The organism is Anaerobacillus sp. CMMVII (genome assembly GCF_025377685.1).
Lineage (GTDB): Bacteria > Bacillota > Bacilli > Bacillales > Anaerobacillaceae > Anaerobacillus.
The window spans coordinates 203234-222101 of sequence record NZ_JACEHK010000010.1 but is presented as its reverse complement, the minus strand read 5'-3'; the positions used below and the strand labels follow the sequence as shown (position 1 = coordinate 222101).

Here is an 18868-nt window from a genome sequence, read left to right as displayed (position 1 = left end):
AAATAAATACCTTTTTATAATGATTACAATATATCACATCCAGTTTACCACCATTCTCAGTAAGTTTGGAGATATATAAGCTTCAAAAGCTGATGCGACAGCTAAAATTGCCCCAACGCAAAGAACTAAGGCAGAATATCGTAAAAACTGCTGAAAAATCGGTTCGTGACTTCTTTTGATAAATTGATGACGGATCATTTTTAGTGAAAACGAAACAGAGGCAGTTGCAATGACAATAAAAGCTGGAACCAGTATAAAGTTTTGAGGCATCACCGATGCGAACGCTAAAAGAAAACCGTTCATCCCCAATTGATTACTAAAAGCCGACCGTAAAACCTACTACTACACCTTTAATAAATAATAATATCAAACTGATCGGTAATCCGATAATTGAAAGTCCGAGCACCCACATTAAGCCGATGTATTTCAAATAGTGAGCAAAACTTTGTGAGAACATAGCTGCTGAGTCTGCTAGTTGCCCTTCTGCTACTTGTCCAAAAAACTGGCTTAAATATATATGTAAGTCATGTCTTTGATTTAGGCTTAAACTATTTACAATTATTGCTCCAAAAATAATTCCCATTAAAAATAAAACAATTGTAAAGATATAAATTGAACGATTTTCTTCTATATGATAAGCAACCATTTGCCCAACTCCGTTTGCCTTCCTCCTCATCGTTCTCCTCCTCAATAATCTAATTAAGTTCTTTCTACTTCACTCTATAAAAGATTTGAATTCTATGACAAATTAATAGAAAAGGTTTTTTGTGTTAGCTGTTTTCTCTAAGATTGTTGCTTTTAAAATAGCTAGTAATGACAAGAATATATCAAGGTTTCGGGGCATCTTTTCTCATATTTAGAAGGTTTAAAAGCAGAAACATGGAGTATTTATTGAATTATTGTCCATAAAACCACAAAGTTTACGAATGGCTGTTTTCGTAAACTTGTGGCTTTTAGGTCGTCTTTTGAGAATAAATAAGCTTTTTGGGACAAATTTATTTGTCCCAATGGCTTATTTATTCTCAAAAGCTTCACGCAAAGCGTGAAGAACCAAGCATTCGCTTGGTTACGACCTAAAAGCTAATAGCAAAAATCTTTTAGAAAAGAGCGTTACGAAAAGAGCCTTGATGTTAACAGTTTTCTAAAAGATTATTATTTTGTGTCGTATCCAATACTTTCCTAGCTTAGATCCGGGAGCTAAGTAAAAAAGGGACTCTTGGAATTTTTTCTTCCGAGAGTCCCTTTTTTTAGCCTACATTACTTTACCTTTCCATACTTCCCACCACCACCAGTTTTGAACGTTAGTTCCCCAGCTCTTGCTTTAAGAATATAATCAGCTATCTTCTTTGAAACAACCATCTCTAGCTGCTCTTTTGTGGCATTATGGATAATATTCATTTCATGTTCAAAATGCTGTCTAAGTTTTTCTAATGTTTTTGGACCTAATGTAGGTATAAATTGTAATGGAATTTGATGGATATATGGTGGACGTTTTCTTTTTGGTATAGCGTTTCCTTGGTTAGCTAGTTCCTTAATTCTTACCGCTACCCCTTTTGTAAATTGACCATGACCACAATTTTGGCACGCTTGGAATTCCCCCTCCGTAACTGGCTCAAAACACCGTTCGCATGTCGTCTGATAATATTTACCAAGCAAAGGGTTTAAACCAAAATTACTCTCAATCTCACGACCAGCTTCACCCTTTAATGCTTTTACTAATTCGTAAAAGCTTGGTTGTTTCATTTTTATTTTTTGATATTCACGTGCTATATTTCCTAATGAGTGAGCATCTGAATTCGTTAAAAATGTATAGTTCTGTAACTCTATGACTTGGTTTGCCATCGTTGTATCTGAACTAAGACCTAACTCTATTCCATCAATCATCCTTGAGTCAAAAACTTCTTCTATGCTATGTTCTACCCCTTTACCGTAGAGACTTTTAAACGGGGTGAAAACATGGGCAGGAATGAATAATCCCCCTTGCTGTTTCACTTGTTCTTGAAGGACCACACCATCCTCATAAATTCTCTGGGTACTTAAGTTAACATTTGTGACTCTTTCGGTTAGCCATAATGAAAAGCGTTCCATTGAATTTAGATATGGAAAAAAAGCGAGAACATGGATCGGACCTTTGCTTCGGCTATCATATACTTCTAATTCTGATCCTAAAATTAAGGTGATTTTTTCTTTATAACAAAGTCCACCCTCTTCTCTTTCATAGATATCACCAGCAACAAGAAGTTGGTTTAGTTGCTGTAAAACTTCTGGTACATGACAATCTATAATCCCAATTAATCCTAAACCTTTTTGATCTGCTGCTACATTTAGGACATTTTCTAGCGTCATTGATTTAGAGGCAGTTATTTTCACTGGTTTTCCTGTTGCGGTTGCTCCTAAATGAATATGTAAATCTACAAAGTATGATTTCAACTTAAACTAAGCCACCTTTAAGTTTTAAGAATTGGATTGCATAAATTGTTTTTGCATCATGAATAATCTGTTGCTCAATTAACTGGTCTGCTTCTTGTATAGAGAGCTCCATTACATCCAAAAATTCATCTTCGTCCCGATTAACTTCGCCAACTTCAATCATATCTGTAAAGTAAACATATACTAGCTCATTAGCAAATCCAGGCGATGTGTAAAAAGAAGTTAGAAGCTTCATGTCAATGGCTCTATAACCAGTTTCCTCTTCTAGTTCTCGCTTTGCGCACGCTAATGGATCCTCATCTTTTTCAAGTTTCCCTGCTGGTATTTCAACAATTGTCTTTTCTAATGGTTTACGAAACTGTTTCACTAACAATACTTTGTTTCCTTTGTTACTGCAATGACTGCTACAGCACCTGGATGATGGACAATTTCCCTTTTACTCGTTTTACCATCAGGAAGCTCAACATCTTTGACAACCAACTCTATAACCTTACCCTTAAAAATAGATTGCGTTGCCAATGTTTTTCATAAAATTCATTGTTCATTATTCTCTCTCCTTTGTTCGCTTTTTATATTTGGCTGTTTTTGCATAGAATGTTGTTTTCAATGGCTATTCTCGTAAAATTTGTTGCTTTTAGATCGTCTTTTGAGAATAAATAAGCTTTTTTGGGACAAATTTATTGTCCCAATGGCTTATTTATTCTCAAAATCTTCACGCAAAGCGTGAAGAATTCGCTTGGTTACGACCTAAAAGCTAATAGCAACAATCATTTTTCAATTACATATAAACCTTAAACATTAAGGTCTCGGGGTATCTTTTCTAATAGTTGTTTTCGCAAAGTTTGTTGCTTAAGTACATACTAAGATTTCACTACTTATTTAGTAAGTAGTGCTCTTTTCTTACTCAATTTATTAGGTAATATCTTCATCCAAGGAATTTCCCCAATTATTTTAGGTTAAAAGCAACACTGTTTACGAGAATAGCCTTATATTTTTGTATCAACTATTCTAAAAAACAAAACTACTTCATACAGTTTACCATAGCTTTCCACCAAAATTGGACAAGCGGATGGAAGGGAGTAGATTATATGAAAATATATGTTCAAGAACAAAAAGTCACATTAGTAGGTAAAGCTTGGCAGATAAAATATATGTTAAAGAAATATATGAAAGAATATACTACTGTTCAAGAATGGATTAATAGCCAAGGAAGATCAAATAAATAAATTTCAAGGATGATCTATAACCCAGTATAAAGCTGCAGCGACACCAAGGAAAAAAATCGGGTCATCCTCATATCGCCTACCCATCGTTTTGATCGGAAATGGGCTCGAGGTATTGCAATGGCTAATCACTTTTTCAAGAGTCTCAAATTCCACCCAATAGGATTGATGTAATTGAGGGAGATCAGCTAGTTGCTTTTCAATTCTTTCTCTCATAGCCTTTTTTACAGCTGGAATAGGTAAAACGCTACTAACATATGTAAATCTTTTCAAAGGTGTTAATGTATGATGGCTAATACCAAGATGTCGTTCCCGACCATCTTTTTCAGATATTCGTGGGATCCAAACCGGTACACCACCTAAACTACCAATTGTATTTGCCCAATTAGCTTGTTCAATCCCGCTAAACCCATAAAGCGTATTGGTTCCTACAACACCTGGACCTAGGGTCACTAAGATAACATCACCCTTTAGAACTTCCGTGGCAAACTGTAATCCCGTATGGAGATTTACAGCTTCATATGTACCTCCGAAAGCCTGACCGATTGTAATTGTAACAAACCGATCATCACTTTTTAGAGTTCTGATATGATGGCTAAAAGTTAACGGAATACTCGCCTCATCACTAATGATAACTACCATTTTGCCATCATTCTTTAGAAAATCCATTCCCCAAAAACAAACTGGTATCATACTATGAAGCTCACCGATTAAGATTTTTTTCCCCTTTAGGCTAAACGGTCGCTTAAATAGATGATGATATGTACTTTCTTGAGCCTCTACTGCAAGGACCGTTTGCTGATTAGGAAGATAACGAGCTTTCATGATATGCCCTTGTGGAAACAATTCTTCCTTCGGGGTAGCCCCATATACAAAAGTAACGATATCCATTCCACCAGTTCCTAAGTTTAGCGCGGTTGAAGTAACATTAACATTTACCTCATCAGCTATTTTTGCCCTTGGAGTTATTGAGAGATATAAAAGTGCTTTCTTTGCTTCTGCAGAAGTTTTTAAGATTTGTATCTCATCATCTTCGTACAAGATCTCTTCCACAGTCACTTTTTTTTCTATATACATAAAACAAAAACTCCTCTTTTTTGATTTATCACAGCCCTGAAAAACATTATTACCTATCCACAGCTAATTAACCTTCCAGGATTTGAAATTCCGTTTAGTCATTGCTATCTTTGAGGGAGTACAAAGATTTAAGGGGGATAAGAAGATGCAAAAAAGAAGCATTGGTAACTCAAAGTTACTCGCATCAACAATAGGCTTAGGTTGCATGTCACTCAGTACAACTAGCCAAGAAAGTGAATATATATTACATAAAGCAATTGATATGGGTGTGAACTATTTTGACACAGCCGATCTATACGATTATGGGCAAAATGAAACATTAATCGGAAAAAGCTTAAAGAAAAAACGCCAAGACATATTAATTGCTACAAAGGTTGGAAATGAGTGGAAGGACCAGAAAGAAGGCTGGACTTGGAATCCAACTAAGAAATATATTAAACAGGCTGTAAAATCTAGCTTAAAAAGATTACAAACAGATTATATCGATTTATATCAACTTCACGGTGGTACCATAGATGATCCAATTGAAGAAACAATTGAGGCATTTGAGGAACTCATTCAAGAAGGCTGGATTCGCTATTACGGTATATCCTCAATTCGCCCTAACGTAATAAAAGAATATGTCAATAAATCAAACATTAGTAGTGTAATGATGCAGTATAGTTTGCTGGACAGAAGACCTGAAGAGGAAATCATGCCTTTATTAGCCGAAAAAAATATTAGTCTGATTGCACGTGGACCAGTAGCCAAAGGACTTTTGAGCGAAGCTTTTTTGACAAAATTGAACGAGGACGGTTACTTAGATTACTCTCAAGAAGAATTATCGCAAGTACTTCCCCGTTTACAACACTTGGCTCACCAACATAATTATGAATTGCAGCAACTTGCGCTTCATTATTGCTTAGGAAATAAGCCTACTGCTACTGTTGTGCCTGGTGCTAGGACATTGCAACAACTTCTAAATAACCTTTCAACTCAAGAAATTGATGGTCTTTCAAATGAATTGCTAAGCAAATTAGAAACGCTTGTCAAAAGAAGCCTTTATACCTTGCATCGCTAAACTAACAAAGGGAAAGCACTAACAATTTAAATAATCTATCCATTAAAGCAGTCGATATTCGAAAAAGTCCTAAAAAGTTAGAATAGATGCCCCTGACATTGATCTATCTTGTGATTACTAGCTAATATAAAAGTGACAATCTTTGAGTAAACCGCCTTATAGAAAAAACAAGCCTTCATTGAATGCTTGTTTTTTCTCGTTTCATATAATATTTTATTACCACAATTTCGAATGAAGTTTTGATAGTTACTCGTACTCTAGTAACTTTTTCACTTCTGTTTCTAACATCGTATAATTCACTTTGCCGCGGATTGGGATAAATATTCGACCTTCCTTATCTAAAATATAGGTGGCAGGTATTGCCCTGACTTGGTACAACGCTTCTACAATTCCTCTTTGATTTAAAGTGTCAATGGGCTGATCAACAAACGTAGGAAAGGTCACATTAAACTCATCCATAAACTCTTCTATTGCCTCTTCATTTCTTTCTAGCGTCTTCATATTAATCCCGACAACAGCCACTCCCTGATCTTGATACTTTTCATGTAATTCTATTAAATCTGGCATTTCGTCTCGACAAGGCGGACACCATGATGCCCAAAGATTTAGAACAACAATCTGACCTCGAAAGTCAGATAAAGCTTTTTCTTCTTTTGTATCCCATAATGGCAAGGTGAAATCTGGGGCAAACATCCCACGTAATAAACCAATTTCATCCTTAGCAATATAAGGTGAGCTTACTGTAGCCTCTTCATCTACATTTTCTTCTTCATTTGGAACTGTCATTTGATCATCTTCTTGTTTCAGATTATCAACCACCACAAATACGATAAAAGCCACAGCGACAATCGTAATCATAAAACTTATAAAACGATTTTTTGCCATTTAATACCCTCCAAAGTAATTACTTGTTAACAACAAAATTGCACCGCTAAAAAAGATAATCGACAAGGCCATTGAAAGCAATACGTAAATAAAAGCTACTATCACCTTGCCTTGTCGTAAAAGGAGCATTGTTTCAACACTAAAAGTAGAAAAAGTTGTGAAAGCTCCAAAAAAACCAAGACCAACGAATAAATAAAGCGGTGCTTCATAAAGGACTGTTACTTCGAGTTCAGCATAATTAGTACCTATAAAAATCCCTAGCCCTAATGAGCCAATTACATTAACAACGAGCATCGCAAGTGGAAACGGTGGCTGTGGAACCTTTCTCATTATATAAAGCCCCACCCCATAACGAGTCATCGCACCAATAGCTCCTCCTGCCATCACGAAAACGAGATTCAATTTGTCTCACCTGCTTTTTTAGTAGAATGGAGACGAGAACTTTGCTTTTCACCAAGTAAATACCCTATAAATGCTAGGAAAACTCCTCCAACTATAGAAGCCAAGAGATAAATAATTGAGTTAAAAACTTCCGGAGCTTGTAAAAGACCATAAAAATCGGCCGCTAATGTAGACATCGTTGTAAATCCACCGCAAAAACCTACTCCAAGACCTACTTTCCAAGTCTCTGAAAATTTCATATGAACGAGCAACCCTGTTAAAAACCCTAATATTAGGCTTCCTATAAGATTTTCCAATAACGTGCCAAGAGGGAATAAGACTGAAACTGTTTGGATATTGATAAAATACCGAAATAACGTACCGAATGCGCCTCCTAGCCCTACCGCAAAAAGGTTTTTACTATCTTACGATTCATGTAATCTCTTCTCTCTACTGTATTTATGCAACTTAAAGTATAAAGAACCTTTATAGAAGTTTCAATGGCGTTTCTAGTTCATGAATTTCATTATTCACTCGATTAAGGTAATTATGAGATTCACACAGTTAAATATGACAAAACAAATAATAAAACACCTTTATTTAAATCACTTTATTTGCTAGAATGGTTATCAGTGATTTTGTTACATAGGAAGGAGACATTATGTCTATATTAGATGCTATCATTTTTGGAATTATTCAAGGTTTAACGGAATTCTTACCTATTTCTAGTACAGCCCATATCGTAATTACACAACTTATTTTAGGAACCACCTTTCCAGGGTTAGCGTTTGAAATTTATTTACATTTAGCTTCTGTATTAGCTGTTATAATTTATTTCCGGAAAGATCTAGTTGCTGTGATTATTGGGTTTTTCAGCTTTTTTAAAACAAGATCAGCTGAAAATCGCGTTCATTTCCTGTTTGCCATTTATATTATTATTGCAACGATCATTACAGGTGTCTTAGGGATCCTACTTGGAGACTTTGTCGGGGAAACAATGAAAACTCCGACTTTTATAGCAGTAACTTTATTTATTACTGGGCTAGGGTTAGTATTCATTGAAAATTTCATCGGTACGGTAACCGTTCAGAAAAAGAAATGACATTCCTTGATTCCATTATCGTTGGAATTGCGCAAACATTGGCTGTTTTACCTGGTATATCTCGTTCCGGTGCAACCCTAATTGCAGCGTTAATGGCCGGTTTAGAGCGTGATACAGCAGTTAGATATTCATTTTACTTGTTATTCCTGTTATCTTAGGTTCAACAGTGTTAGCAGTAGGAGATGTTAGTAGGGATATCTTTACTGCGATTGGAACACCAGCTCTAATCGTTTCATTTATTACAACTTTTTTCTGCTCTTGGTTAGGAATTATTTGGCTAATTGATTTCCTTAAAAGAAGTAAGTTGATTTATTTTGCTATTTATTGTTTCGTAGTAGCAATTCTAGTTTTCCTATTTGTTGAACCATCAACAGTTATGGATGTTTAAGCGACATTAAACAAGGGAGGCCCTCATCTGAGTGGCCTCCCTTATCATTATCTACTGAACGTTTCTGTATATGAACCTTCAATCTTTTTACTGTCAAGATCGACGCCTATTAATATTAAACAAGGATTAATTTTATTTCCTTCCTTCATTCGCGTCAACTTTAATTGCTTTGAAGCATATTGGAATTGGAACAAACCTTCAGTCTCTGTCAATTGAACAATCCCTTTTCCACGGACCAACGTTTCTGGTAGTTGCATTAGCCATTTCTCAAACTGAATCCGATCGACAGGATTAGTCACAGCAATTTTAATTGCTTGAAATGAGTGGTTATTCACAGGGCTGTGAGTCGTACAATGATGTTCATCTGTACAACCGCATTTCCCTAATGGTAATTTCTCAGTACGATGGGTCGTAATTCTTTTTTCCAGTACTTCCTGAATATCCACTTCCCCATAACTTGTTTCTACCAAAAGAGCTTCGTCTTTCTTTAAAGCGCTAATTTTACGTTTTACTTTCTCCGCTAATTTTTCTGATATTAAATCCATTTTATTTAAAATAATGTATGTGCTTGTAGTAACTTGGGATTTTAGGAGAGCACGAACGTCTTTTGAGCTTGAAAAAATACTTTGATATTCAATGTATTTACTTCCATCTATTAGATTAATAATTGAAAATAAATCTACCATATCAATTAAGAGTGGATCCGTTAAACCATCGACAATCTCTATTGGATTAGCGATACCTGTCCCCTCAATAAATAAAAGATCCGGAACATCTTCTTCCTTTAATGACATTAAAAACGAATGAAGCTCTTGCGTAAAGTCACCTTGAATTGAACAGCAAATACACCCATTTAGCATTTCTAGTACATGATCGTCGCGAAACAAATCTTGCTCTACATTAGTGTCTCCGATTTCATTTAAGACGATTGCAGGCTTACGATTGTTATCTTTACAATAGGTAAGTAGATTTTGTAAAACCGTCGTCTTCCCACTACCTAGAAAACCTGTGATAATATAAGTAGGAACTCTTTTTCTCATAATCTCCTCCACTACATGAATTAAACTAAACTTAGCATAAGTTATAAAAAAAACAAATAGGAATCATTACTATTTAAACAAAAGGAATATTAAGGTTCGTTCATAAAAGAGGGATTTTATGATAGAATACTAGATGGTATGAAAAAATGCAGATTTTTTTAGGATTGCTTCGATGCAATCCTAAATCATAAGTCTATATAATCTTATAATCTAAATAGGAGTAGATCCGTATGAACATAAAAGAATCAGTATCATCTTTGGCAAAAGATTTACTCGGTGTTGCCTTATTACTAGTTTTCTTATTGCTCTTTTTTAACATTGAAAAAGTAAAAGGTTCTATTACCTTTTCTAACTTACCTGATAGTATCGTTAATGTTAATACCATTTTTATAAGTATTATCATTGAAGCTTTTCCCTTTATATTATTAGGTGTATTTGTATCCGCGTTAATTCAAATCTATGTTTCCGAAGATACCATTCAACGGTACTTACCGAAAAATGCTCTCGGAGCTTTAATACCTGCCGCAATACTTGGCGCCATCTTTCCGATTTGTGAATGTGCGATTGTACCTGTTGTAAGAAGGTTAATTAAAAGGGTATGCCTTTGCATGTTGGCGTCGTCTTTTTAGTAGGTGCACCGATCCTTAATCCCGTTGTTTTTGCTTCGACATTCTATGCATTTAGGTCTAATCCTACCGTTCTTTATTCTAGAATGGGACTAGCCTTCATCCTAGCAATCCTTATCGGGGCAATCATTTACTTTATTTTCCGTAAAAATAATGACCAGTTAAAATGGACCAAAGAAGAACTAATTGGTAAACAAGTCATTACAAATGTTACACCAGCTAAAAGGGTAAATCGTTTAAAGCAAACAATGTATCATGCTGCGGATGAATTTTTTATGATGGGAAAATATTTGATCGCTGGTGCTTTTATCGCAGCTTTATTCCAAACCTTTTTGGACAGAAGTATCCTCCAAGCACTTGGTTCAAATGATTATTCAGCAACGTTTGTGATGATGGCTTTCGCCTATGTTTTATCCCTTTGCTCTGAAGCCGATGCATTTGTAGCTGCATCTTTTGCAAACAATTTTACAACAAGTTCAATTATCGCCTTTTTAGTTTACGGTCCAATGCTTGATCTAAAAAATACAATTATGCTCCTAGCCTTCTTTAAAACTAAGTTTGTCTTAGTGTTTATGGCAACTGTTACAATTGTAGTATTCATCTCTGTCTTATTGTTAAACTTTTTTATCTTATAATGACACCTTACCAAAGCCGTTTTCTCATAGCTTGTTGTGTTTCCATTTAGAAGTATCTACGAATTTTTGATCCTTTATTATACGCTCTTTTCTAAAAGCAACAAAGTTTACGAAAACAGCCTTATAAAAAAACTGATTTGACCATCAATCTTAAATTTGTCAGAAAGGAAGTGTTCATGTGAATAATAACGGTGACCTTGGTTTCCATGCTTATCTTCGAGGAATTATCCTTTTTGGTTTCGCACTGCTGATTTTAGGGCTAATTATTTCGGATAATATGAAATATTATATTGCACCAAAAATGATGCCTTTCATTTATTTCTCTATCATTGTATTTTTCCTTCTAGGGATCATTCAAATTTTTCGTAGTACAAGGAAAGGACAAGCCGAAGAGGATATCGATTGTGATTGTGGACTAGATCATCAAGTTGCAGGTCCTGTTTGGGCAAAACTACTTATCTACTCAATTTTTATCTTGCCTCTTCTTATGGGGTTCATCATACCAGATCAGGCACTGAACAGTTCAATCGCCGCAAACCGCGGTATCATATATGGTTCAGGAATGAATTTATCGAAACCTGTAGAAGAGCCATCTTCTTCTACACCAAGGACTGATCAATTTTTGAATGATCCTGAAGGATATCTGGCTAGCCTTGATGCCAATGACATCGATGAAGAAATAGAACATTTTCAAATTGAAGATTTCTATGAAGAAGATTGGTTTAGCGAGTATTATGATGAACTAATGTCCGAATTACTTAAGGAATCGGTCATTCAAGTAACAGACCAAAACTATTTAGATGTTATGACTCTCCTTGACTTACACTTAGAAAAATTTATCGGTAAGAAATGGAAATTACTGGATTTGTGTTTCGCGAACAGGATTTTGAAGAAAATAGACTCGTCGTAGCCAGATTTTCAATGACATGTTGTACTGCTGATGCAGGTGTATATGGGACATTAATTGAAACCGAGGATGCTTATCTCTTTGAAAATGATATGTGGATCAAAGTTCGTGGGACTATTCATAAAACTGAGTATCACGGTTATCAATTGCCTGTCATACACTTAAGGGAAGTAACTGTTGTAGCTGAGCCACAATCACCATATGTATACCCGAGCTTTAATAATTAAGGCTATTTTCTCCAAGAACCTCTTAAAAAAGCTAGTAATGTCACGATATCAAGATCTCGGGGCAGGTTTTCTAACATCATAAATGGGATGACTCATTCGTAGTCATCCCATTTGTTTTTACATTTGTTTGAGCAATAAAGCAACCTCATTTACATCTTTATCTCCACGACCAGATATATTTACAATAATGATTTGGTCCTCACCAAGTAGTGGCGCTTCCTTCAACGCAAAAGCAACTGCATGTGCACTTTCTAATGCTGGAATTATTCCTTCAATACGTGCTAACTCCTGAAATGCGTGAAGAACTTCTTCCTTAGAGACGGTATAATACTCGGCGCGTCCACTGACCTTTAAATGGCTATGTTCTGGGCCAATTCCAGGGTAATCCAAACCTGCAGAAATAGAATGTGTTGGTAACGGATTCCCCTCTTCATCCTGTAAAACTAAACATTTAAAGCCGTGTAACACACCTGGAGTTCCTTTTGTAAGGCTTGCAGCTTCTTCAGGCTCTATTCCTATTAAGCGTACATCTTCGTCACCAATATACTCCGCAAAAGCTCCAATCGCGTTACTTCCCCCACCGGCGCAAGCAATGACTAAATTAGGTAAGCGGCCTTCCTTCTCTAAAATTTGACGCTTCGATTCTTTACTAATAATCGCTTGAAAGTGCCTGACAATTGAAGGAAACGGATGTGGTCCAACTGCAGAACCTAGTAAATAAAACGTATTTTCATAGTTTTTGATTAAATCGTTCAGTGCTTCGTCTACAGCATCTTTTAGACGCCCTTGACCTTTATGAACTGCTTCAACTTTTGCACCTAAAAGCTCCATGCGAAACACATTAAGAGCTTGGCGCCGGATATCCTCTGCTCCCATATAAATAATACATTCTAAGCCCAACATTGCACATGCTGTGGCAGTAGCCACACCGTGTTGACCTGCACCTGTTTCTGCAATAATACGGCGGGCCCCCATTCGTTTTGCTAATAATATTTGTCCTATAACATTATTGATTTTGTGTGCTCCGGTATGATTTAAGTCTTCTCGCTTCAAATAAATTTTTGCCCCACCTAGCTTATCCGTAAGCCGCTTTGCAAATGTAAGTGGGTTCTCTCGACCAACGTACTCTTTAAGGTAATAGAGGTACTCATCATTAAAATCTGGGTCATCTTTATATAATATAAAAGCCTCTTCTAATCGATCTAACACTGGTTGTAACTGTGGTGGAACAAAACTTCCTCCAAACTCTCCAAAATAGCCCTTGTTATTAACTGCCTCAACTTTGCTCATCTCGTCTCATCCTTTCTAAATAACTGTGCTTCTCATACTTTCATAAATTCCAAATCATAAACTTCGCATGACTAGTGATTACTTACACCAAGACAGGGTTCTTCCTTCATTGGAGAAACTAATTTAATCTCACTTTCATGCTTCATTAAATAGTATTGAACACTATCAACTAATGCTAGCCAACTCGCTTTAATGATATTACCAGAAACACCAATTGTACTCCATTTTTCTTTTCCATCAGATGATTCTATAAGAACACGAACTTTCGATGCCGTTGCTTCTGTTTCATCAAGAACTCGCACTTTGTAATCAGATAAATACATCTTTTTAATGATTGGATAAAATTGCTCTAACCCTTTCCGTAAAGCATGGTCAAGAGCATTGACAGGTCCATTCCCTTCTGCAGCTGATAAAACTAGCTCACTTTGAACTGCAAGTTTCACAACAGCTTCTGTTGAGAATACATCATCACCATTTTTTTCAATAAATATTTTATAACTATCTAATAAAAAGTAATCTTTCCAGTCATTAAAGCTTTTTCTTACTAGTAATTCAAACGAAGCCTCTGCGGCCTCATATTGATAACCATCATGCTCTTTTTCTTTGATTGTTTCTAACAATTGTTTTGACGTAGGGTCCTGTTTGTTAAGCTTAAAATTCCATTCCTTAGCTTTGAACATAAGATTGCTTTGTCCTGAAAGCTCAGAAACAAGAACCCGACGTTTATTACCTACTAATTCAGGCATTACATGCTCATATGTTTGTGGATGCTTTAGGACTGCATTAACATGCATTCCTCCTTTATGGGCAAACGCACTTTTCCCAACAAATGGCTGATTACTTGGAGTAACCTGATTTGCTATTTCATGAACATACTTGGATATTGAGGTTAAAGTCTTTAACTTAGCAGCTTCAATGCACTGATAGTTAAGTTTCAATTGTAAATTAGCGATAACCGAAATTAAATTAGCATTACCACAACGTTCACCATAACCATTCATAGTGCCTTGGATTTGCCTTGCTCCTGCTTGAACTGCAGCAAGAGAGTTAGCAACAGCTACTTCACTATCATTATGACAATGAATTCCTACTTGGATACTGACCTTGCTACAAACATCTCTTACAATCTCGGTAATCTCATGAGGTAATGTACCACCATTTGTATCACATAACGCAATACAATCAGCACCTGCCAATTCTGCTGTAGAAACTGCTTTTAAAGCATAATGTTTATTTTGTTTATAACCATCAAAGAAATGTTCGGCATCAAATGTTACATGAAGGTTCTTATTTTTAAAAAACTGACCGTTTCTGCAATCATTTGTAAATTTTCTTCTAGGGTCGTTTGTAATGCTTTTTCAACTTGAAAGTCCCATGACTTGCCAAAAATTGCTACCGCTTTAACCGCACTCTCTACGAGTTTTAGGAGGTTTTCATCCTCCTCTACCTTCACTCCGATTCTTCTAGTACTTCCAAGGCGGTGATTTGTTGCGTGGGTGAGTTGAGCTCTTTAGGCCCTTTTAAAAAATTCCATATCTTTTGGATTACTCCCCTGGCCAACCACCTTCAATATAATGGATCCCAAGCTCATCTAGTTTTTTTACAATTTTCAATTTATCATCTACTGACAAACTTACCCCTTCACCTTGGGTACCATCACGTAAGGTAGTGTCATAGAGAAAAACTTTTCTTTCAAACTAACCCCCCCCAATTCAAGCCGATTCGCTTTAACGGTTTTACTCGCTAAAATCTCGTTGATAATGGATAAAAGTATATCACAGCTTTTTTATAATTTCCATGTATTTTCAAACAAATTAAAATATATTGAATATTTACTTTTATATTTGGATTTTTCAATTTAATGGACTATTTTCTAAAACATTGTTACTTTTTAACCTAATTTTATTGGAGAAATTCTTTAGGTGGAAATATCGCCCAATAAATTCAGTTAGAAAAGAGCAATACTTTACTAAATAAGTAGTGAATTCTAGTATGTATGTGTAAAATTCGGATTTTTGGATTTTTACGAAACAAACAAACTTTTCGAAAACAGCCTTTTAATTAGAGGATAATTTACCTGAAACACTAATTTCTCTTCTAATTTATGATTTGTATAACGGGAAAAAATTTATATTTATAAAACTAATTTGTATTAACTAGCAACAATGTTTACGTAAAAAGACTTATTTGAAACCTACGCAAACCAAGAAAACACGTACAAAAATAAATTTTATTTAAAAAATATTCGTAAATTGGTACTTTCCCCGAGAAAATTATGCTATAATCCATACTACAAACAATAAATAAGTTAGATCTCGTATAATAGCAGGAATATGGCCTGCGAGTCTCTACCGAATTACCGTAAATAATTCGACTACGAGTGGATGTAGCAGTAGCTGTATTTTATAAATATAGTTATTTACTATTTTATTCGAGAACTCAAAGCTCGGATTCTTTCATTCACTCCTAGTGGGTAATGATAGAGTCTGAGCTTTTTATTTTTTATCAACTGGAGGAACGCAAATATGAAAGAGTTAAAAGAAGCAATTATTAACAAAGGAGTTGTACTTTCAAAAGGTGTACTTAAAGTAGACTCATTTTTAAATCATCAAATTGATCCAATGCTTGTCATGCAAATTGGCAAACAGTTTGCAAAAAGATTTAAACAAACAAAAATTACCAAGATACTTACCATTGAGTCATCGGGTATTGCACCATCTCTAACAACAGCTTTAGAGTTAAACATTCCCCTTGTATTCGCAAGAAAAAAGAAGTCCCTAACATTAAGTTCAAATCTGTTAACTGCAAAGGTTTACTCCTACACAAAAAATGAAACAAATGAAATTACAGTTTCAAAAGACTTTATTTCTTGCGATGATCATGTATTAATCATTGATGACTTCTTGGCAAATGGCGAAGCTGCTCTTGGACTAGCCACTTTAGTAGAACAAGCTGGTGCAACTATAGCTGGTATTGGCATTGTCATTGAAAAATCATTTCAGCCCGGTCGTGAAAAATTAGAAGCTGCAGGCTACAACGTAGAAGCGCTAGCAAGGTTAGCTTCTCTTGAAAATAATAGAGTTCAATTTCTTGAAGAAAATCTAATAAATAACTAAAAAAGCTAAATTAAAGGAGAGAAAAAAATGTCTACAAAACAAATTCATTATCCATGGTACAAAAAAGAAGATACAGACGCATTCTTCGCCCTTTTTCAGAACAATCTTGCTAACTTTGTCATTATCGCGGTAACAATGTTAGGAATGGGTTTTCCAGCTAGCATTGTATTTGGAAAAGTAATACCTGGTGCCGCTGTTGCAGTAATGGTAGGTAACTTATATTACGCTTATTCGGCAAATAAACTAGCAATTAAAGAAGGTAGATCAAATGTTACAGCACTTTCTTACGGGATAAGTACTCCTGTCATGTTTGTATTCCTATTTGGAGTTTTGGCCCCGGCCAATGTTTTAACAGGTGATCCTGAGTTAGCCTGGAAGATTGCTCTTGCTGCCTGCATGTTAAGTGGCGTGATTGAAATTTTATTAAGTGCTACTGGAAATTGGGTTCGAAACAATATCCCACGTGCAGCTATGCTTGGAGCACTGGCTGGTGTCGCATTAACATTTATTGCTGGTGAAATGTTGTTTCGTACATTCCAAATGCCAGTAGTCGGCCTAGTTGTATTAGCCGTAATACTAGTAGGGTTAATTGGGAAAGTAGCTTTACCTTTTAAAATTCCCGCTTCTCTATTTGCCATTATAATAGGGACTGTACTAGCATTACATTAGGTTATTCTGAGCCAGCTAAAATCTCTGAAGGACTTGCAAACTTTGGTTTTTATCCAATGCTCCCGACGTTTGCCGCTTTTGAAGGCATGGGGCTTCTATTTGGAACGATGATTGCTCTACTAGCTGTTATCTTACCTATTACGATTTATAACGCTGTTGAAACGATGAACAATGTTGAAGCAATGGCGGCTGAAGGAGATAGCTACGACGTAAGAGAATGTCAAGCTGTAGACGGAGCAGGGACAGTTATTGGTGCTTTATTCGGGGGGATGTTCCCAACTACAGTTTACATCGCTTCAGTAGGTTCCAAGTGGATGGGGGCTGGTCGCGGCTATAGTATTCTTAATGCAGTCGTTTTTGGAATTACAGCGATGTTTGGTGTCATCGCTGCTTTATCGGCAATTATACCAATTTCAGTAGTTGCACCTATTCTTGTCTTTGTTGGTATTTCAATGGTTTCAACTGCCTTTGGGACAAATGAGGGAAAATACTACCCGGCAGTTGTTTTAGCTATGCTACCATATTTGGCAAACTTTATTATGTCTCGTTTCAATAATACAGCTGGTGAAGCTGTAGCTAACTTTTCAACTGCCATTGTTCCACTCGGTCAGGGTGCAATGTTCTCAGGGATTATTTTAGGTGCAATTACAGTCTTCATTATTGATAATAACTTTAAAAAAGCAGCTCTATTCTCCTTTATCGGTGCAGGATTATCATTCGTTGGGTTAATGCATGCACCAAAACTAGAGCTAGGTGCTGCTCAGGATTTCATGCTTGGATACATTCTAATTGGCGTTTTCTTTAGCATTTATGCTCTTAAACAAGTTACCGCTTCTGATTCTACTAATTTGAGTTCAGAGAAACGAGCTGCATAACAAAATGAAGTGGCTGTCCAAAACAAAGTGTCAGACACCACTAGGAACCGAAATTAGACATATGATATATCTGTACGTCTATATATAGTAGGATCCGCGTGGTGTCAGACACTTTTGGGACAGCCACCTTACTATTCCTCATATATCATCTTTTTGGTCATACCTCCGTCAATGACCAAATTTGCTCCCGTAATGAAATCATTTTCTTCAGCCGTTATATATAGGCAAGCATTTGCAATATCGCTCGGTTTACCAACCCTTGCTGAAAAGTGTTGTTTATGATCTATCTCTCGTAACTCCTGATAATCCCCCGTTTCAATCCACCCAGGACTAATCGCGTTTACTTTGATATTGTCTATGCTAAGTGACGCCGCTAAAGCGTGAGTCAACGCTAAAATTCCACCTTTTGACGCTGCATAGGCTTCTGAATTCGGCTCTGACATTAATGCTCTCGTCGACGATATATTTACAATCGACCCACCGCCACCATCTTTCATCATCCTAGCCGCTTCTCTAGAGCATAAAAATACACTTCTTAAATTAATATTGATGATTTCATCCCAATCATCAACCGATAATTCATAGGGTGACACCCATTTAGAAACACCTGCATTATTAATTAAAATATGAAGCTGCCCAAAGTTTTCTTTTATTTTTTGAAAAAGTTCCTTAATTTGCTCTGGTACTGCGACATCTGTATTTATGTAGATCGCTTGTCCTCCATTTGCATTAATTTTTTTTGTTACTGCCTCCCCTTCCTCGCGATCTATATCGACAACAACGACTTTATAGTGCCTTTTCCCATAGCTTAATGCAATTTCCCTGCCAATCCCTTTAGCTGCCCCTGTTACAATTACCACTTTCTGCTTCATATGTTCATCCCTTTTCTAAAAATTCGTTACTAGTATGACTCTATTATTTTTACATAATCATTTTT

13 protein-coding genes, 7 pseudogenes and 1 riboswitch are annotated in these 18868 nt (G+C 36.0%); of the genes and pseudogenes, 9 read left to right on the top strand and 11 right to left on the bottom strand.

Annotation, left to right across the window (positions count from 1 at the left end; translation table 11 throughout):
• Positions 1-33 precede the first annotated feature (33 nt).
• The 3 genes and pseudogenes from spoIIM to H1D32_RS14630 all read right to left on the bottom strand — a co-directional run bounded on the left by spoIIM (position 34) and on the right by H1D32_RS14630 (position 2949).
• A pseudogene (gene spoIIM, locus H1D32_RS14640) lies at positions 34-676 on the bottom strand (stage II sporulation protein M).
• A gap of 581 nt (positions 677-1257) precedes the next feature.
• The gene (locus H1D32_RS14635; RefSeq protein ID WP_261179020.1) at positions 1258-2430 is read right to left on the bottom strand and encodes an endonuclease Q family protein; all 1173 of its coding nucleotides are present in this window, start codon (positions 2428-2430) and stop codon (positions 1258-1260) included.
• Between the two features lies 1 nt (position 2431).
• Positions 2432-2949: pseudogene (locus H1D32_RS14630) on the bottom strand (NUDIX hydrolase).
• Between the two features lie 569 nt (positions 2950-3518).
• Between H1D32_RS14630 and mciZ the strand changes: the two are divergent.
• Positions 3519-3656 carry a Z-ring formation inhibitor MciZ gene (gene mciZ, locus H1D32_RS14625; RefSeq protein WP_261179019.1) on the top strand — a complete coding sequence of 46 codons (138 nt, stop codon included), beginning with the start codon at positions 3519-3521 and terminating at the stop codon, positions 3654-3656.
• A gap of 3 nt (positions 3657-3659) precedes the next feature.
• Here the strand turns inward: mciZ and H1D32_RS14620 are convergent, their stop codons facing one another.
• Entirely contained in the window at positions 3660-4730 is a 1071-nt protein-coding gene (locus tag H1D32_RS14620) for a DUF3866 family protein (RefSeq protein WP_261179018.1), read from the bottom strand.
• Positions 4731-4875: 145 nt separating this feature from the next.
• Between H1D32_RS14620 and H1D32_RS14615 the strand changes: the two genes are divergently transcribed.
• Positions 4876-5790, top strand: coding sequence for an aldo/keto reductase (locus H1D32_RS14615; RefSeq protein ID WP_261179017.1), 915 nt, complete (start codon positions 4876-4878; stop codon positions 5788-5790).
• A 246-nt stretch (positions 5791-6036) separates the two neighbouring features.
• Here H1D32_RS14615 and H1D32_RS14610 read toward each other — a convergent pair whose 3' ends face one another.
• The 3 genes and pseudogenes from H1D32_RS14610 to H1D32_RS14600 form a co-directional block, all read right to left on the bottom strand.
• Complete coding sequence (locus H1D32_RS14610; RefSeq protein WP_261179015.1) at positions 6037-6675, bottom strand: TlpA disulfide reductase family protein; 639 nt, start codon at positions 6673-6675, stop codon at positions 6037-6039.
• Positions 6676-7077 carry a fluoride efflux transporter CrcB gene (gene crcB, locus H1D32_RS14605; RefSeq protein ID WP_261179014.1) on the bottom strand — a complete coding sequence of 134 codons (402 nt, stop codon included), beginning with the start codon at positions 7075-7077 and terminating at the stop codon, positions 6676-6678.
• Positions 7074-7451: pseudogene (locus H1D32_RS14600) on the bottom strand (fluoride efflux transporter FluC); the annotation flags it as partial. The pseudogene H1D32_RS14600 and the gene crcB, both read right to left, overlap by 4 nt.
• Positions 7452-7717: 266 nt before the next feature.
• Here H1D32_RS14600 and H1D32_RS25030 point away from each other — a divergent pair.
• Positions 7718-8158 (top strand): undecaprenyl-diphosphate phosphatase, encoded by a 441-nt coding sequence (locus tag H1D32_RS25030; protein ID WP_314733418.1) that lies wholly within the window; start codon positions 7718-7720, stop codon positions 8156-8158.
• Positions 8155-8546, top strand: a pseudogene (locus H1D32_RS25450) (undecaprenyl-diphosphate phosphatase). The gene H1D32_RS25030 and the pseudogene H1D32_RS25450 overlap by 4 nt, the downstream one beginning before the upstream one ends.
• 47 nt (positions 8547-8593) lie before the next feature.
• On the opposite strand, the gene H1D32_RS14590 reads toward H1D32_RS25450, so the two are convergent.
• Positions 8594-9586, bottom strand: coding sequence for a CobW family GTP-binding protein (locus H1D32_RS14590; protein ID WP_261179013.1), 993 nt, complete (start codon positions 9584-9586; stop codon positions 8594-8596).
• Between the two features lie 230 nt (positions 9587-9816).
• On the opposite strand from H1D32_RS14590, the pseudogene H1D32_RS14585 reads away from it, so the two are divergent.
• Both H1D32_RS14585 and H1D32_RS14580 read left to right on the top strand, forming a co-directional pair.
• Positions 9817-10847, top strand: a pseudogene (locus H1D32_RS14585) (permease).
• Between the two features lie 178 nt (positions 10848-11025).
• Positions 11026-11981, top strand: a pseudogene (locus H1D32_RS14580) (TIGR03943 family putative permease subunit).
• 117 nt (positions 11982-12098) lie between these two features.
• On the opposite strand, the gene trpB reads toward H1D32_RS14580, so the two are convergent.
• On the bottom strand, positions 12099-13271 hold the full coding sequence (trpB, locus tag H1D32_RS14570; RefSeq protein WP_261179010.1) for a tryptophan synthase subunit beta: 1173 nt from the start codon (positions 13269-13271) through the stop codon (positions 12099-12101).
• 71 nt (positions 13272-13342) lie between these two features.
• Positions 13343-14959: pseudogene (gene cimA / locus H1D32_RS14565) on the bottom strand (citramalate synthase); the annotation flags it as partial.
• A gap of 607 nt (positions 14960-15566) precedes the next feature.
• A riboswitch (purine riboswitch) is annotated at positions 15567-15668 on the top strand.
• 128 nt (positions 15669-15796) lie between these two features.
• Between cimA and H1D32_RS14560 the strand changes: the two are divergent.
• From H1D32_RS14560 to H1D32_RS25010, 3 genes are read left to right on the top strand one after another with little or no spacing between them, the layout of a single operon-like run.
• Positions 15797-16387 carry a xanthine phosphoribosyltransferase gene (locus H1D32_RS14560; protein ID WP_261179009.1) on the top strand — a complete coding sequence of 197 codons (591 nt, stop codon included), beginning with the start codon at positions 15797-15799 and terminating at the stop codon, positions 16385-16387.
• 27 nt (positions 16388-16414) lie between these two features.
• Complete coding sequence (locus H1D32_RS25015) at positions 16415-17056, top strand: hypothetical protein (protein WP_314733415.1); 642 nt, start codon at positions 16415-16417, stop codon at positions 17054-17056.
• 56 nt (positions 17057-17112) lie between these two features.
• Positions 17113-17931 (top strand): hypothetical protein, encoded by an 819-nt coding sequence (locus H1D32_RS25010; protein WP_314733414.1) that lies wholly within the window; start codon positions 17113-17115, stop codon positions 17929-17931.
• 131 nt (positions 17932-18062) lie between these two features.
• Here the strand turns inward: H1D32_RS25010 and H1D32_RS14550 are convergent, their stop codons facing one another.
• A complete protein-coding gene (locus H1D32_RS14550; protein WP_261179008.1) occupies positions 18063-18803 on the bottom strand; it encodes an SDR family NAD(P)-dependent oxidoreductase in 741 nt (246 codons plus the stop codon).
• Between the last annotated feature and the right edge of the window lie 65 nt (positions 18804-18868).

What these genes read in the sequence shown, in the direction of transcription:
- H1D32_RS14560 (WP_261179009.1), top strand. Translation starts at nt 15,797, where the DNA reads ATGAAAGAGTTAAAAGAAGCAATTATTAACAAAGGAGTTGTACTTTCA.
- H1D32_RS25030 (WP_314733418.1), top strand. Translation starts at nt 7,718, where the DNA reads ATGTCTATATTAGATGCTATCATTTTTGGAATTATTCAAGGTTTAACG.
- mciZ (WP_261179019.1), top strand. Translation starts at nt 3,519, where the DNA reads ATGAAAATATATGTTCAAGAACAAAAAGTCACATTAGTAGGTAAAGCT.
- H1D32_RS14550 (WP_261179008.1), bottom strand. Translation starts at nt 18,803, where the DNA reads ATGAAGCAGAAAGTGGTAATTGTAACAGGGGCAGCTAAAGGGATTGGC.
- H1D32_RS25015 (WP_314733415.1), top strand. Translation starts at nt 16,415, where the DNA reads ATGTCTACAAAACAAATTCATTATCCATGGTACAAAAAAGAAGATACA.
- H1D32_RS14620 (WP_261179018.1), bottom strand. Translation starts at nt 4,730, where the DNA reads ATGTATATAGAAAAAAAAGTGACTGTGGAAGAGATCTTGTACGAAGAT.
- H1D32_RS14615 (WP_261179017.1), top strand. Translation starts at nt 4,876, where the DNA reads ATGCAAAAAAGAAGCATTGGTAACTCAAAGTTACTCGCATCAACAATA.
- H1D32_RS25010 (WP_314733414.1), top strand. Translation starts at nt 17,113, where the DNA reads ATGCTCCCGACGTTTGCCGCTTTTGAAGGCATGGGGCTTCTATTTGGA.
- H1D32_RS14610 (WP_261179015.1), bottom strand. Translation starts at nt 6,675, where the DNA reads ATGGCAAAAAATCGTTTTATAAGTTTTATGATTACGATTGTCGCTGTG.
- H1D32_RS14590 (WP_261179013.1), bottom strand. Translation starts at nt 9,586, where the DNA reads ATGAGAAAAAGAGTTCCTACTTATATTATCACAGGTTTTCTAGGTAGT.
- trpB (WP_261179010.1), bottom strand. Translation starts at nt 13,271, where the DNA reads ATGAGCAAAGTTGAGGCAGTTAATAACAAGGGCTATTTTGGAGAGTTT.